We start from the raw sequence: 12,504 nt of genomic DNA, 5'->3' as shown, positions 1-12,504 counted from the left end.
CGGCAGGAAGTGGAGGCGATGAGGTGAGAGGCGTGAGGCTGAGCATTCGGCGATCGGTGGAATGCGCGCAGCAAGATCTCCAAGACGAGCTGGAGTGGGCTGAGCTGGCGAGCGAGACCAGCCCTGGCCGTGCACGCTCCGCCCTCGAAAATCGGCTCGGCCTCCTGGGCCTGCTGGAGCAGGCCCGGCTCCACCCCTTCGCCGCTGTGGACGGCGGGATGATCAGCCTCTTCGAGGCCGCGGTACTGGTCACCTCCGAACTCATGACGAACGCGGTGCGCGCGACGCCGGGACAGCTCATCTACTACCGAGCGGTCACGCGCCGGTCCCGGACCGGGCATGGGCACCTGTGGTCGGCGTTCAGGACTCCAGCCCGGAGCGGCCTCGTCCTCGCAGGCCCGTGCGCGACCTCACCGACGTGGACGCTCTGAGCCTGGACGACGAAGACGGGCTGGCCGACGTCGGCGGATGGGGACTGCCGCTGGTCATGTCCCTCGTTCCGGCGGGCGACCGTGACGTGACCGCCTCCTCGCCGCCGTACCCGCCCGGCAAGTGGGTCTGGGCCAGGTTCCGGTTCTGAGGCCGGAGAACACCATGCTTCTGCTTCCCGCTGATCTCATCGTCGCCCTGGTGGGCGCCACGGTCGCCGCCGCCTGGCCGCACGCCGCACGCCTCCGCAGACTGCGGCAGTGGCTCCACGGAGCCGGCCGTGGCTGACTCCGCCGCCGTACTCGAACGCGTGGCCGCGCATCTTCGGCGCCTCGGATCCGTCGAGCGCCATATGCACGACCCCATGATCCTCTGACCGTACAAATGCCGGATTCGCCTGGTGTTAAGGAGTGAAATGTGAAAAGGAGACCGAACAGAACGAAAGTGGCGATTGGAGTTCTGTGGCGGCTGCTCGCCGACCGGCGTAAGTCGCGGGCGCTGCACGCGCTGCTGATCCTCGGTTGGGAACTGGACCGGCGAGGGTGGGTGACTTCCCTCGCCGCGCAGCCGAGCGCGCTGCTGTGGGTCAGCCACACCAAGGACCGCTCGGTCGGCGTTCCCATCACCGCCCACGAGACCGACACCGGCGAGTGGATCTTCGCCATTACCGACAACGAACTCTGCCGTGTCCACGATCCCCGCACCGCCGCGATCCCCGTCGCGGCCGACCTCACCCCCGGCTTCGGAACAGGAGCATGACCCCATGATGAACACGATGAAGACCTCCGAAGTGGCCCGTCTCTTCGGCGTCACCCCCTACACCGTCATTCGCTGGACCCACAAGGGCTTCCTGCGCAACGGCTACACCCCGTCCGGCCGCTTCATCTTCAACCGCGCCGAGGTCATGAAGGTGTGGAAGTCGGCGCAGGGGGACTGCTGACCCCGCCCCGATGACCGAACCCCGGTGCTCTGGAGGGGGGAGCACCGGGGTTCACCCCTCGGGACTTATCCAAGGTTGGGGGGTGCCTCTGTAGGTTGCCAACGGCCGTGGCGGATAGGCGAGGCGGCGGTGACGTCGATGTTGATCAGGGTCGCATGCGCTTTGGGAGAAGGGTCCTCGAGCGGATCGGATGAGCCGAAAAGGAGCTGATATGTCGGATGAGCAGGACGGTAGGGGGTGCGGTGGCGAGGCCGTGGACGCGGCTGTCGATGAGTCGGAGGCGTGGACTCGGGCGTTCAGCACGCAGGAGATCTGCGCCCGCGTGCAGCGGGCGGTCCAGGATGCCTGGCGCGAGGCGATGCAGGCCGAGGGCTTGACCGGGGAGCTTCTGGAACGGGTGCTCACGCGAGTCCGGGCCTCCCTGCACGAGACCGGCGATGCGGAGTTGTGGGCGGCGCAGCTCCCGCATTCACTCGGCCTTGAGAAGGCCGGCGACGTCGTCTCCGCTGACGCCGGGGTGGTTCTGGACGCGTTCTCCTTGATGCAGTTCCGGCTGGTCGTGCCGTCCTGGCGGTCGGGGGACCAGCTCGCGCAGGCAGCGGCCCAGGCGATCACCCACGTTCACACGGCGCTCATGAAGCAGTCGGGCCATTGTGCTCGCTCCCAAGTGGAGGCACAGCAGGCCGGGGACAATGCGACGGCGGCGGCGATGCGGCGGCGTGCCGAAGAGCTCCGGCACGCCGCGGCACTCTTTCAGGAAGATCTGTGGGCCGAATCGGAACTGGACCTGTTCGAGCAGGTCCAGTTCGCCGACCGGGGCGCCTCGGAGCTTCCTTTCGACTACGACCTCACCGAGGCCGAGCGGGACCGCTGGACGCAGGTCCCCGCTTTTCCCCTGCCCGATCTACCGGACGAGTCCGCCTTCCCCCGCCACGTACTGATCTCGATGATCGAACAGGTCCGCACCGTGCGCGAGCACCTCACCGGTATGGCCGTCCGCTACGGCAGCTCGGCCGCACCCCAAGAAGCCGAACGCCATGCGCTGGCTCGCGCTACGGCGATGACCGCCGACCTCATCGACGCAGCGCTCGCCGCCGGAGCGAGACGCAGCGACGAACTGAGCCGCCACATCGCCGCCCACGGCCGCCAGCTCGACCGCGTCATCTAGCCCACACGCGGAACCGCTCTCAGGCTAGCGCTCGGCCTAGCCTGGATGACTTAACGATGAGGCAGCGTTGGTCCAGCGCATCAACCAGCGGGCGGCCGAAATCGCGGCCGATCTGAAGGACGCGCAGGACAAGCGTCGCGAGCTGCGCGACACCGCACCCGTACGCCGGAGTCCTGAACTCCTGGACCTGATGCCCACGGGAACGATCGACCTGGAGGCGCTGCCCGCCCCGCTGCTACGCCGCCTGCTGGACGTCTTCCGGCTCCGGATGCGCGTCCATAAGGCCGCCGGGTACGTCGAGTGCGAAGTCACCATCGCCGGAGAGCCCGTGGGCGTCCAAAGCGCCGCCGCACGGGCCGCGCTGGGTGATCCGCGCGACGACACGCGCGGATCTGTTGTGTACCCCCTACCGGATTCGAACCGGCGCTACCGCCTTGAAAGGGCGGCGTCCTAGGCCGCTAGACGAAGGGGGCCCGCGGCGAGGTGGTGGCCTCGGCCGTGGGTCCAGCATAGGGGACAACGGTTGCGGACGCATAAGCGGTTAGTCGGCGGCGGGGCGGGTGGTCGTGGGGGACGGGGGCGTGGGCGCCGGGGACGGGGTGGGTGGGGTGACGGGGCGGCCGGGGGTCGGTTCGAGGTGGCGTTCGATCTGGGCCGACGTGAGGCCGAGGCCGCCCAGGGTGATGTCGTCCCAGCCCTGGAGGCGGTGGTCGGAGCGGCTGAAGTAGAGGACGGAGAGGCTGATCGGGGTCGGCTTCTCCTGTTCGAGGCCGCGGAGGCCGGCGCCGCCCGTCGAGCCCTGGGTGGACAGGCGGCTGCCGGACGGGAGCAGCTCGGTCTTGCGGCTGTGGGTGTGGCCCGCCAGCAGCAGCGGGCTCAGGCCGGAGAACGCCAGCGCCTGCGCCGGGTCGTGCGTGACGATGATGTCCGGCTTGGTCCCGGCGGCGCGGAGCTTGTCCGCGATGGGGACGGTGCCCGCGCGGAGTTCCTCGCCGCGCAGGTTGTCGTCGCGGGTGGACTTGTCGGGCGTGTAGCGGGGGTCACCGAGGCCGTAGATCGTCAGGCCCTCGACGTCGCGGGTGGCGTCGTCCAGGACGATCGCGTTCTTCTGCCGGGCGACGGCGCGCTCGCTGCCGCGCGAGTCGTGGTTGCCGCGCACGTACACGTACGGGATCTTCAGCGTCTTGATGTCGTCGACGAACCGGTCCTCGGGCTTGCTGCCGTGGTCCATGATGTCGCCGCTGTCGATGATCAGGTCGGCCTGGAACTGCGTGCTCACCGACCGGACGACGTTCCACGCCGCCGGGTTCAGGTGGATGTCCGACACGTGCAGGACGCGGATCGTGGACGGGTCCGGCTCGTACGTCGGCAGCGACGACGTCGCCGCGTACAGCCGGGACACGTTCCCGACGAGCTTGGCGAGCTGCGCCCGGTACTCGGTGAAACGCGACACGATGTCGCGGGTGTCGCCCACGACCTGCGGGGCGTTGGCGAGCAGCCCCGTGTAGCGGGGCTCGGCGACGGCGCCGGGGTTGAACGTCGCCCAGCCCAGCACGGCGACGCCGGTCAGCGCCGCGACGGGCGCGGCCGTCCCGAACAGGGCGCGCCGCCAGGAGCGGAAGACGACGAGCCCGGCGGCGAACCCGAACAGCACCGTGAGCGTCAGCGCCCGGACGAGCATGACGACGAGCCCGTCCCGCAGCTCGTCCACGATCTGGTCGGTGAGGCCGTTCAGGTCGCCGGTGTTCTCGACGAGGTCCTTGGCGGCCTCGGGACGCAGGTTCGTGATCTGCGCCCGCAACTGGAACGGTCCCTCATGGGTGTCCAGGTGCAGGGCGCCCAGCGGCGGGATCTCCACCGTGGTGCCGCCCTCGAACGTCGGGCGCAGGTTGAGCGACACGTCCGTGGGACCGACGGGGGTCTCGGCGCGGGCGCCGAGCAGCAGGCCGACGAGCCCGCCGAGCAGCGCGATGGACGTGACGGCGAGGACTCGGCCGACGCGGCGGGCGCCGGGGCCGGTGAGCCTGGCCGGGATGTGCACGGATTCCTCCTGGCGTCGAGCAGAATGGGGGCTGTGATCGACATCTCCCGGGAAGCCTTCGAGGACCTTGTCGGCGAGGCCCTCGACAGCATCCCGCCCGAACTGACCGAGCACATGCGCAACGTCGTCATCGTCGTCGAGGACGAGGCGCCCGAACCCGGCCTCCTCGGGCTGTACCAAGGCGTACCACTCACCGAGCGCGGCGACTGGTACGCCGGGGTACTTCCCGATCACATCTCGATCTATCGTCGCGAGATCGCCCGGATCTGCGAGACGCCGGAGGACGTCGTGGAGGAGGTGCGGATCACGGTCGTGCACGAGATCGCGCACCACTTCGGCATCGACGACGCCCGGTTGCACGAGCTGGGCTACTGACGTTACCCGCCCATCACCGCAGGTCGGCGGCCCCTTTCAGAAAATGGGCACGGTAGGTCACATAACTGCCACACAGCGTGAGTTAATAGAGGGGTCGGCCCAGGCGGCGAGACCCAACTGGAGCGTGCGTGGCGAAGCGGATCGGGCGGCACCGGCGTCCGCCCGAAGCACAGGCCACCTACCGCGAGGTGTTCGCGGTGGGGGAGTTCCGCGCGCTCTGGCTCGCTCAGGCGCTGTCGTTCGTCGGTGACCAGCTCGCCCAGGTGGCGCTGGCGGTGCTGGTCTTCCAGCGGACGAACTCGCCGCTGCTGACGGCGCTCACCTACGCGCTGACGTATCTGCCGCCGATCCTCGGCGGGCCGGTGCTGTCGGGGCTGGCCGACATGTTCCCGCGCCGCACGGTGATGATCGTGTGCGACGTGCTGCGGGCCGGGCTGGTGGCGCTGATGGCGCTGTCCGGGCTGCCGTTCTGGGTGCTGTGCCTGCTGGTGTTCGTCACGGTGCTGCTCGGTGCGCCGTTCGGGGCGGCGCGCGCCGCCGTCCTGCCCGACATCCTGGACGGTGACCGGTATGTCGCCGGGTCTGCGATCAACAACATCACGCACCAGGTCAGCCAGATGCTCGGCTTCGTCGTCGGCGGCGCCGTGGTCGCGGTCGTGGGCGCGCACCAGGCGCTCGCGCTGAACTCGCTGACGTTCGCGCTGTCGGGCGTGATCCTCGTCGTGGGGCTGCGGTCGCGGCCCGCGTCGCGGCTGAGCGAGCGGCACGCGCTCGGCCTGCTGCGCGGCACCCGGGACGGCGCCCGGCTCGTCTTCGGTGACCGGACGCTCCGCTCGCTGCTGCTGTTCGCCTGGCTGTGCGCGTTCTACGTCATCCCCGAGGGGCTGGCCGCGCCGTACGCGGCCACGTTCGGCGGGCGCGGCGCCGACAGTCCCGTGGTCGTCGGGCTGCTGATGTCGTCGATGCCGACGGGCATGGTGCTGGGGGCGTTCGTGTTCAGCCGGTGCGTCCGGCCGTCCGACCGCATCCGGTTCATGGGCTGGATGGCGATGCTGGCGTGCGCGCCGCTCATCCTGACGGCGGCGCGGCCGCCGCTGTGGGCGACGGTGGCGCTGTTCGCGCTCGCGGGGGTCGGCAGCGCCTACCAGCTCGCGGCGAACGCGGCGTTCGTCGCGGAGGTGCCCGCGTCCGGGCGCGCGCAGGCGTTCGGGCTGGCCCAGTCGGGGATCATGGCCGGACAGGGCCTCGGCATCCTCGTGGCGGGCGCGGCGGCGCAGGTGCTCGGGCCGGAGACGGTGGTCGCGCTCGCGGGCGCGATCGGCCTCGGCGCGGCGGCGATCCTGTCGCTGGGGTGGAACCACGTCCGCGAGTCGGTGATCAGGTCGATGCGGGAGGAGACGGTCGTCCCGCCCGAGCCCGTCCCGGTGGAAACGCGGGTGACGGAACCCCTCCTCGCGGCGCCGGTCCCACCGGAGCCGGATCTGGACGAGGAGGAGCGAAGGTCGGCCACGGCATCGTAGACGCGCAACGTCGACGGTGACCTCACACCGCGCGCGGACGCGTTACCTGCCGGGTGGAGCAATGCCGGAGGCAAGCTCCACCCGGCAGATCGCGAAGCGATGCCGCGTCCGCAAAGTCCCGGTTAGGACGCGAGCCGCCAAGGCGAGCGGCCGTAGGCCGGGGCTTCACGACACAGCTTCCTTGGCCTTCTGGACGGCGTCCTGCACCTTCGGGTCCGCCTTAGCGCGCGCGATGAGGTCCTCGGCGATCGACGTCTGCGCGCCCTGGAGCGGGATGAGGAGCCAGGCGGCGCCGTAGGCGAGGAAGCCGAAGCCGGTGAAGAGCGCCAGGACGACGATGCCGAGCCGGACGAGGTTGACGTCCACGTTGAACTGGTCGGCGACGGCGCGGCCGACACCGGCGAGCAGGCGGCCGTCCTTCGCGCGGCGGAACGTGTACTGCGGCGTCTCGGCGGGCGTGAGGTCCGGGGCGGCGGTGTCGTTCTTGTCGAAGTTCATGCCCTCATCATGTGCGGCGGGACCGGTCCGCCACATCGGGGATTCACCCCGAAACGCCCCTGAACCGACCCCCGGGAACGCGCGCGGCTACCCTGACGGCGAACCCCGTCCGCCGCCCGAGAGGAACCGCCCATGGACGTGCTGCGCGTCGACGACCGCCTCACCGACGAGGAGCGGATGATCCGCGACACCGTGCGGGCGTTCACGGCCGACGCCGTGCTGCCCCACGTCGCGGAGTGGTTCGAGGACGGCACGTTCCCGGCGCGGGAACTGGGCCCGGAGCTGGGGAAGCTCGGCCTGCTCGGGATGCACCTGGACGGCTACGGCTGCGCGGGGATGAGCGCCGTCGCCTACGGGGTGGCGTGCCGCGAGCTGGAGGCGGCCGACTCGGGGCTGCGCAGCTTCGTGTCGGTGCAGGGGTCGCTGGCGATGTCCGCGATCCACAAGTGGGGTTCGGAGGAGCAGAAGACGGCGTGGCTGCCGCGCATGGCGGCGGGCGAGGCGCTGGGCTGCTTCGGCCTCACCGAGCCCGACCGCGGCTCGGACCCCGGCGACATGCGCACCCGCGCCCGCCGCGACGGCACCGACTGGGTGCTGGACGGCGCCAAGATGTGGATCACGAACGGGTCGATCGCGGACGTCGCCGTCGTGTGGGCGCAGACGGACGAGGGCATCCGCGGCTTCCTCGTCCCGGCGGGCACCCCGGGGTTCACGACGAGCGACATTCACCGCAAGCTGTCGCTGCGCGCGTCGGTGACGTCGGAGCTGGTGCTGAGCGGCGTCCGGCTGCCCGCCGACGCCGTCCTGCCGGGCGTGACGGGGCTCAAGGGCCCGCTGAGCTGCCTGTCGGAGGCGCGCTACGGCATCCTGTGGGGCGCGGTCGGGGCGGGCCGCGCCTGCTATGAGGCGGCCGTCGAGTACGCGACGACGCGCGAGCAGTTCGGCCGTCCGATCGGCGGGTTCCAGCTCACCCAGGAGAAGCTGGCGCTGATGGAGGTCGCGCTGGGCCAGGCCGGGTTGACGGCCCTGCACATCGGCTGGCTCAAGGACGAGGGCGCGGTCACGCCGCAGCAGGTCTCGTTCGGCAAGCTCGCCAACGTCCGCGCGGCGCTGGACGTGGCGCGGCAGGCGCGGACGGTGCTCGGCGCGAACGGGATCACCCTGGAGTATCCGGTCATCCGGCACATGAACAACCTGGAGAGCGTCGCCACCTACGAGGGCACGGCGGAGATCCACGTGCTGACGCTCGGCAAGGCGATCACGGGCCTGGACGCCTTCCGCTGATTTCTCCGCTTAAGGTCGAGGTCGAACGGTACTGACTGGACGTCCGGCCGCGCGCTGGGCAGACTCGTCGGCGCAGGTCACGTCACCGAAGTGAGGGAGCGGCATGAGAATCGGGATCGTCGGGGCCACCGGGCAGGTCGGGGGCGTCATGCTGCGGATGCTCGCCGAGCGCGGGTTCCCGGTGGACGAGCTGCGGCTGTTCGCGTCCGCGCGGTCGGCCGGGCGGACGCTGCCGTGGAACGGGTCGCAGGTGACGATCGAGGACGCCGCCACCGCCGACTACGCCGGTCTCGACATCGTGCTGTTCTCCGCCGGGAAGACCACGTCGAAGGAGCTGGCGCCGAAGGTCGCGGCGGCGGGCGCCGTCGTGATCGACAACTCGTCCGGCTGGCGGCTCGACCCGGATGTGCCGCTCGTCGTCGCCGAGGTGAACCCGCAGGACGCCGCGAACCGCCCGAAGGGCATCATCGCGAACCCGAACTGCACCACGATGGCCGCGATGCCGGTGCTGCGCCCGCTGCACGACGAGGCGGGGCTGGAGGCGCTCGTCGTCGCGACGTACCAGGCGGTGTCGGGCAGCGGCCTGGCGGGCGTCGCCGAACTGCACGGCCAGGCGGTGAAGGTGGCGGAGTCGGCCGACCGGCTCACCCACGACGGCGCCGCCGTCGCGTTCCCCGAGCCGGACGTGTACGTGCGTCCGATCGCGTTCAACGTGCTGCCGATGGCGGGTTCGATCGTCGACGACGGCCTGAACGAGACCGACGAGGAGCAGAAGCTCCGCAACGAGAGCCGCAAGATCCTCGGCATCCCCGACCTCAAGGTGTCCGGAACCTGCGTGCGCGTCCCGGTCTTCACCGGCCACTCGCTCCAGATCAACGCGCGTTTCGCCCGCCCGATCAGCCCCGAGCGCGCCGCCGAACTCCTCGCGGACGCCCCGGGCGTCGAACTCTCCGACGTCCCGACCCCCCTCCAGGCCGCCGGAACCGACCCCACCTACGTCGGCCGCATCCGCCGCGACGAGACCGTCCCCAACGGCCTGGCCCTCTTCGCCGCCGGCGACAACCTCCGCAAGGGCGCCGCCCTCAACGCGGTCCAAATAGCCGAACTCTTCACCAGCTAGCCCGACTTCTCCACCGACGCCCCGGCCGCCCGCAGCGACCGGGGTGTCGCCTTTATGCGCTGTTTCCCGGCGGCAGCGTCCGACCGGCTGGTCGAATGGGGAACTCGGCCGGGATGTGACGACGCTAGGAGCCCAACGCATGGAGACAGGCGCCCTCGATGGATCGGCCCCGGAGACGTCCGGACGCGGGCAGCGCGTGCTCGACCTCCTGGACAAGGCGATCAGCGTCCAGAGCCCCCTGGTGCAGGCGAACGTCACCCGCGCGCGGCAGCGGAACCCGGAGGCCACACCGGCGCAGGTCGTCCGGAACCTGGAGCGGATGTACGTCAGCGCCCTGACCGGAACGGGCGCCGCGGTCGGGGGGACCGCCGCCGCGCCCGGTGTCGGGACGGGAGTCGCGCTCGCGCTGTCGGCGGGCGAGGCGTTCTCCTCGCTCGAACTGAGCGTTCTATTCGCGCTCTCGGTCGCGGAGGTGCACGGGATTCCGCTGGGCGAGATCGAGCGGCGCCGCACCATCGTGATGGGCATCATGCTGGGCGGCTCGGGCTCCGGCACCATCTCCAAGATCGCCGAGCGCACGGGTCAGCACTGGGGACGCCAGATCGTCGCCAAGGTGCCCGTCGAGACGCTGCGTCAGATCAACAAGGTCCTCGGAAGGAACTTCGTGGTGAAGTACGGGACCAAGCAGGGGATCGTCGTGCTCGGTCGTGTGGCGCCGTTCGGGATCGGTGCCGTGATCGGGGGCGGAGCCAACGCGGCGCTCGCCGCGCTGACCGTGCGGGCCGGGCGGCGGGCGTTCGGACCGGCGCCGGAGGCGTGGCCCCACGCGCTGGACGGCTGACGTCGGTCAGGACGGGCGGCCTCGGACCTGGAGGGTGGCCAGGAGGTCTGCGGTGGCGTGGGCGATCTGGTCCACGGCCTGGTTGAAGGCTTCGGTGTTGTGGGCCGCCGGGGCGCGGAAGCCGGAGATCTTGCGGACGTACTGGAGGGCGGCGGCGTGGACGTCGTCCTCGGTGACGTCGTCGGTGTACGGCGGGCGCAGGGTCTTGATGCTTCGGCACATGCTTCCATTGTGCGCGGTGGGGCCGACGTTTCGCCGGGCGGTGCGGGTGCGGCCGAGCGGGGGAGGCCGCACCCGCGGAACCCGGGACCAGTTCACGCGGTGCGGACGGCCCGTGTCAACGCGTGCGCGCAGAGTGGAATTTCACCGCCCGCGCCGCGCGTGTCGAACGAAACCGAACGCCGCCGGTCAGGGGCTGATCCGCGCGGCCAGCCACGCCACCGCGAGCGGGTAGCGGTAGTCGATGCCGCCGTGGGCGGCGTCGAACAGCTCGAAGTGGATCGCCGCGTCGGGGACGCCCGCGTCGCGCAGGGCCGCGTGGAACGCCTGGGCGCCGACGTCCAGCGACCACTCGTCGCGGGTGCCGGCGTCGATCCAGATCGCCGTCATGCCGCGCAGCGCGTCGGCGTACCGGGGCACCATGCGGACGGGGTCGACGTCGAGCCAGCGCTGCCACACGTCCGGGCGGACGACGCCGGTGACCGGGTCGAACGGCAGCACGGGGGTGCCGTCGTCGGCGGCCGAGTAGCAGGCGGTGTAGCCGAGCATCTCCAGGATCTTGCCGTCGTCGGGGTGGGTGAACGACGGGCGGGAGCGGAAGTCGGCCCACCAGCGCATGATGTCGCCGTCGTAGCCGCGCAGGGCCCGGACGACCTGCGGGAAGTCGGCCAGGTAGGCGTACTCGAACAGCGCGTCGCCCGCGTGGGTGGCGAGCGCGCCGAACAGGTCCGGCCGCAGCATCGGGGTGATCATCGCGCCGTAGCCGCCGGACGACTTGCCGGTGATGGCCCGGTGCGCGGGGGCGTCGAGCGTGCGGTAGCGGGCGTCGACCCACGGGACGATCTCGTCGCACAGGTACGTGTGGTAGTTCCCGGTGCCGGGCGAGTCGAGGTACTGGCTGCCGCCGTACGTCGTCCACGCGTCGACGAAGACGAGGATGGCGGGCGGGACGTCGCCCGCCGCGAAGACGGCGTCGGCGGTCTCGGGGAACGGCTGCCGGTACGGCATCCGGTTGCGCCACATCCCGACGTGCCCGGTGAAACCCTGGATGACGTAGATCGTCGGATACCGGCGGTCGGAGTCGTCGTAGCCGGGCGGGGTGTAGACGAGCAGCGGGCGTTCGGCGGGGTCGCCGAGGGGGTTGCCTCGCAGCGCGTCGCCGGTGACGACGTGCTCGTCGAGGCGGCCTGCGAGGTCGGTGGACCAGGGCAGCATGCGGACTCCTTCGTCAGCGAACGCCTCCGACGCTAACCGACGCGAGATCATCGACGCCCGCCCGGCTCCGAGGAGGACCATGTACGCCACGCTGCGCGCCCTGCACCGCCCCGGCGACCCGCTCGTCCTGCCGAACGTGTGGGACGCGGGCAGCGCCCGCGCCGTCGCGGACGCCGGGTTCCCGGCGCTCGCCACGGCCAGCGCCGCCGTCGCCGACTCCCTCGGGTACGCCGACGAGGAGGGCGCGCCCGCCGCCGAGATGTTCGCCGCGGCGCGCCGGGTGATCCGCGCGGTGGACGTCCCGGTGACGGTCGACGCCGAGGGCGGCTACGGCCTGCCGCCGGACGAGCTGGCCGCGCGGCTGCGCGAGATCGGCGCGGCGGGCTGCAACCTGGAGGACACCCGCGACGGGACGTACCAGGACATCGACGCCCAGGCCGCCTATCTCGCGACGCTGCGCGAGGCCGCCCCCGACCTGGTGATCAACGCGCGGACGGACGCGTTCGTGCACGGCGTCCCCGACGCGCTCGACCAGGCGCGCGCCCGCGCCGTCCGCTACCGGGAGGCCGGGGCGGACTGCTTCTACCCGATCGCGCTCGACGACCCGGCCGCGATCACCGACCTCGTCCGCCTGGCGCCGGTGAACGTGTACGCGGCGCCCGGCGCCGACGTGGGACGGCTCGCGGCCCTGGGCGTCGCCCGCGTCTCGTTCGGGCCCGGCGTGTACCGGCACGCGCTCGCGTCCGTCCGCGCGTTCGTCCGGGACCTGCCCGGCCACTGACCTGGCCGATGACCGGCCGACGACCACTGTGGTGCGCCTCACGAAAAGGGGGTCCACTGATCACCGACCCTTA

Annotated in this window: 15 protein-coding genes and 1 tRNA gene; 11 read left to right on the top strand and 5 right to left on the bottom strand. The window is 71.3% G+C overall.

What is annotated here, in order from left to right; translation table 11 throughout:
- Nucleotides 1-32: 32 nt before the first annotated feature.
- The 5 genes from C229_RS0103950 (at nucleotide 33) to C229_RS0103920 (ending at nucleotide 2,537) form a co-directional block, all read left to right on the top strand.
- Nucleotides 33-431, top strand: a complete 399-nt coding sequence (locus C229_RS0103950; RefSeq protein WP_018653778.1) for a hypothetical protein — start codon at nucleotides 33-35, stop codon at nucleotides 429-431.
- Nucleotides 419-580, top strand: a complete 162-nt coding sequence (locus tag C229_RS0103945; RefSeq protein ID WP_155884581.1) for a hypothetical protein — start codon at nucleotides 419-421, stop codon at nucleotides 578-580. The genes C229_RS0103950 and C229_RS0103945 overlap by 13 nt, the downstream gene beginning before the upstream one ends.
- Before the next feature lie 293 nt (nucleotides 581-873).
- Nucleotides 874-1,188 (top strand): hypothetical protein, encoded by a 315-nt coding sequence (locus C229_RS0103930; RefSeq protein ID WP_018653774.1) that lies wholly within the window; start codon nucleotides 874-876, stop codon nucleotides 1,186-1,188.
- Between the two features lie 16 nt (nucleotides 1,189-1,204).
- The gene (locus C229_RS33365; protein WP_155884580.1) at nucleotides 1,205-1,369 is read left to right on the top strand and encodes a helix-turn-helix domain-containing protein; all 165 of its coding nucleotides are present in this window, start codon (nucleotides 1,205-1,207) and stop codon (nucleotides 1,367-1,369) included.
- Between the two features lie 211 nt (nucleotides 1,370-1,580).
- The gene (locus C229_RS0103920; protein ID WP_018653772.1) at nucleotides 1,581-2,537 is read left to right on the top strand and encodes a hypothetical protein; all 957 of its coding nucleotides are present in this window, start codon (nucleotides 1,581-1,583) and stop codon (nucleotides 2,535-2,537) included.
- A gap of 400 nt (nucleotides 2,538-2,937) precedes the next feature.
- On the opposite strand, the gene C229_RS0103915 is transcribed toward C229_RS0103920, so the two are convergent.
- Nucleotides 2,938-3,010 (bottom strand) — tRNA-Glu (locus C229_RS0103915).
- A gap of 68 nt (nucleotides 3,011-3,078) precedes the next feature.
- Nucleotides 3,079-4,578 carry a metallophosphoesterase family protein gene (locus tag C229_RS0103910; RefSeq protein WP_018653771.1) on the bottom strand — a complete coding sequence of 500 codons (1,500 nt, stop codon included), beginning with the start codon at nucleotides 4,576-4,578 and terminating at the stop codon, nucleotides 3,079-3,081.
- 24 nt (nucleotides 4,579-4,602) lie between these two features.
- On the opposite strand from C229_RS0103910, the gene C229_RS0103905 reads away from it, so the two are divergent.
- Together C229_RS0103905 and C229_RS0103900 are read left to right on the top strand one after the other, a co-directional pair.
- Nucleotides 4,603-4,953 carry a metallopeptidase family protein gene (locus C229_RS0103905; RefSeq protein ID WP_420804631.1) on the top strand — a complete coding sequence of 117 codons (351 nt, stop codon included), beginning with the start codon at nucleotides 4,603-4,605 and terminating at the stop codon, nucleotides 4,951-4,953.
- 128 nt (nucleotides 4,954-5,081) lie between these two features.
- Entirely contained in the window at nucleotides 5,082-6,473 is a 1,392-nt protein-coding gene (locus C229_RS0103900) for an MFS transporter (RefSeq protein ID WP_018653769.1), read from the top strand.
- 165 nt (nucleotides 6,474-6,638) lie between these two features.
- Here C229_RS0103900 and C229_RS29315 read toward each other — a convergent pair whose 3' ends face one another.
- Complete coding sequence (locus tag C229_RS29315; RefSeq protein WP_018653768.1) at nucleotides 6,639-6,971, bottom strand: PspC domain-containing protein; 333 nt, start codon at nucleotides 6,969-6,971, stop codon at nucleotides 6,639-6,641.
- Nucleotides 6,972-7,103: 132 nt separating this feature from the next.
- Here C229_RS29315 and C229_RS0103890 point away from each other — a divergent pair, with 132 nt between their 5' ends.
- The 3 genes from C229_RS0103890 to C229_RS0103880 all read left to right on the top strand — a co-directional run bounded on the left by C229_RS0103890 (nucleotide 7,104) and on the right by C229_RS0103880 (nucleotide 10,216).
- A complete protein-coding gene (locus C229_RS0103890) occupies nucleotides 7,104-8,255 on the top strand; it encodes an acyl-CoA dehydrogenase family protein (protein ID WP_018653767.1) in 1,152 nt (383 codons plus the stop codon).
- Between the two features lie 103 nt (nucleotides 8,256-8,358).
- Nucleotides 8,359-9,375, top strand: a complete 1,017-nt coding sequence (locus tag C229_RS0103885) for an aspartate-semialdehyde dehydrogenase (protein WP_018653766.1) — start codon at nucleotides 8,359-8,361, stop codon at nucleotides 9,373-9,375.
- A gap of 139 nt (nucleotides 9,376-9,514) precedes the next feature.
- Nucleotides 9,515-10,216 (top strand): hypothetical protein, encoded by a 702-nt coding sequence (locus C229_RS0103880; RefSeq protein WP_018653765.1) that lies wholly within the window; start codon nucleotides 9,515-9,517, stop codon nucleotides 10,214-10,216.
- 6 nt (nucleotides 10,217-10,222) lie between these two features.
- On the opposite strand, the gene C229_RS0103875 is transcribed toward C229_RS0103880, so the two are convergent.
- On the bottom strand, nucleotides 10,223-10,438 hold the full coding sequence (locus C229_RS0103875; protein ID WP_018653764.1) for a DUF2277 domain-containing protein: 216 nt from the start codon (nucleotides 10,436-10,438) through the stop codon (nucleotides 10,223-10,225).
- Nucleotides 10,439-10,624: 186 nt separating this feature from the next.
- Nucleotides 10,625-11,650 (bottom strand): alpha/beta hydrolase, encoded by a 1,026-nt coding sequence (locus C229_RS0103870; RefSeq protein ID WP_018653763.1) that lies wholly within the window; start codon nucleotides 11,648-11,650, stop codon nucleotides 10,625-10,627.
- Nucleotides 11,651-11,729: 79 nt separating this feature from the next.
- Here C229_RS0103870 and C229_RS0103865 point away from each other — a divergent pair, with 79 nt between their 5' ends.
- A complete protein-coding gene (locus C229_RS0103865; protein WP_018653762.1) occupies nucleotides 11,730-12,431 on the top strand; it encodes an isocitrate lyase/PEP mutase family protein in 702 nt (233 codons plus the stop codon).
- Nucleotides 12,432-12,504: the final 73 nt, after the last annotated feature.

It is taken from the genome of Actinomadura flavalba DSM 45200, from assembly GCF_000374305.1.
Lineage (GTDB): Bacteria > Actinomycetota > Actinomycetes > Streptosporangiales > Streptosporangiaceae > Spirillospora > Spirillospora flavalba.
The sequence above is the reverse complement of the archived record's forward strand: the minus strand, read 5'-3'. Positions and strand labels throughout refer to the sequence as shown.

Coding starts and splice junctions, on each gene's coding strand:
- C229_RS33365 (WP_155884580.1), top strand. CDS start 1,205: ATGAAGACCTCCGAAGTGGCCCGTCTCTTCGGCGTCACCCCCTACACC.
- C229_RS0103920 (WP_018653772.1), top strand. CDS start 1,581: ATGTCGGATGAGCAGGACGGTAGGGGGTGCGGTGGCGAGGCCGTGGAC.
- C229_RS0103905 (WP_420804631.1), top strand. CDS start 4,603: ATGGGGGCTGTGATCGACATCTCCCGGGAAGCCTTCGAGGACCTTGTC.
- C229_RS29315 (WP_018653768.1), bottom strand. CDS start 6,971: ATGAACTTCGACAAGAACGACACCGCCGCCCCGGACCTCACGCCCGCC.
- C229_RS0103890 (WP_018653767.1), top strand. CDS start 7,104: ATGGACGTGCTGCGCGTCGACGACCGCCTCACCGACGAGGAGCGGATG.
- C229_RS0103885 (WP_018653766.1), top strand. CDS start 8,359: ATGAGAATCGGGATCGTCGGGGCCACCGGGCAGGTCGGGGGCGTCATG.
- C229_RS0103880 (WP_018653765.1), top strand. CDS start 9,515: ATGGAGACAGGCGCCCTCGATGGATCGGCCCCGGAGACGTCCGGACGC.
- C229_RS0103875 (WP_018653764.1), bottom strand. CDS start 10,438: ATGTGCCGAAGCATCAAGACCCTGCGCCCGCCGTACACCGACGACGTC.
- C229_RS0103870 (WP_018653763.1), bottom strand. CDS start 11,650: ATGCTGCCCTGGTCCACCGACCTCGCAGGCCGCCTCGACGAGCACGTC.
- C229_RS0103865 (WP_018653762.1), top strand. CDS start 11,730: ATGTACGCCACGCTGCGCGCCCTGCACCGCCCCGGCGACCCGCTCGTC.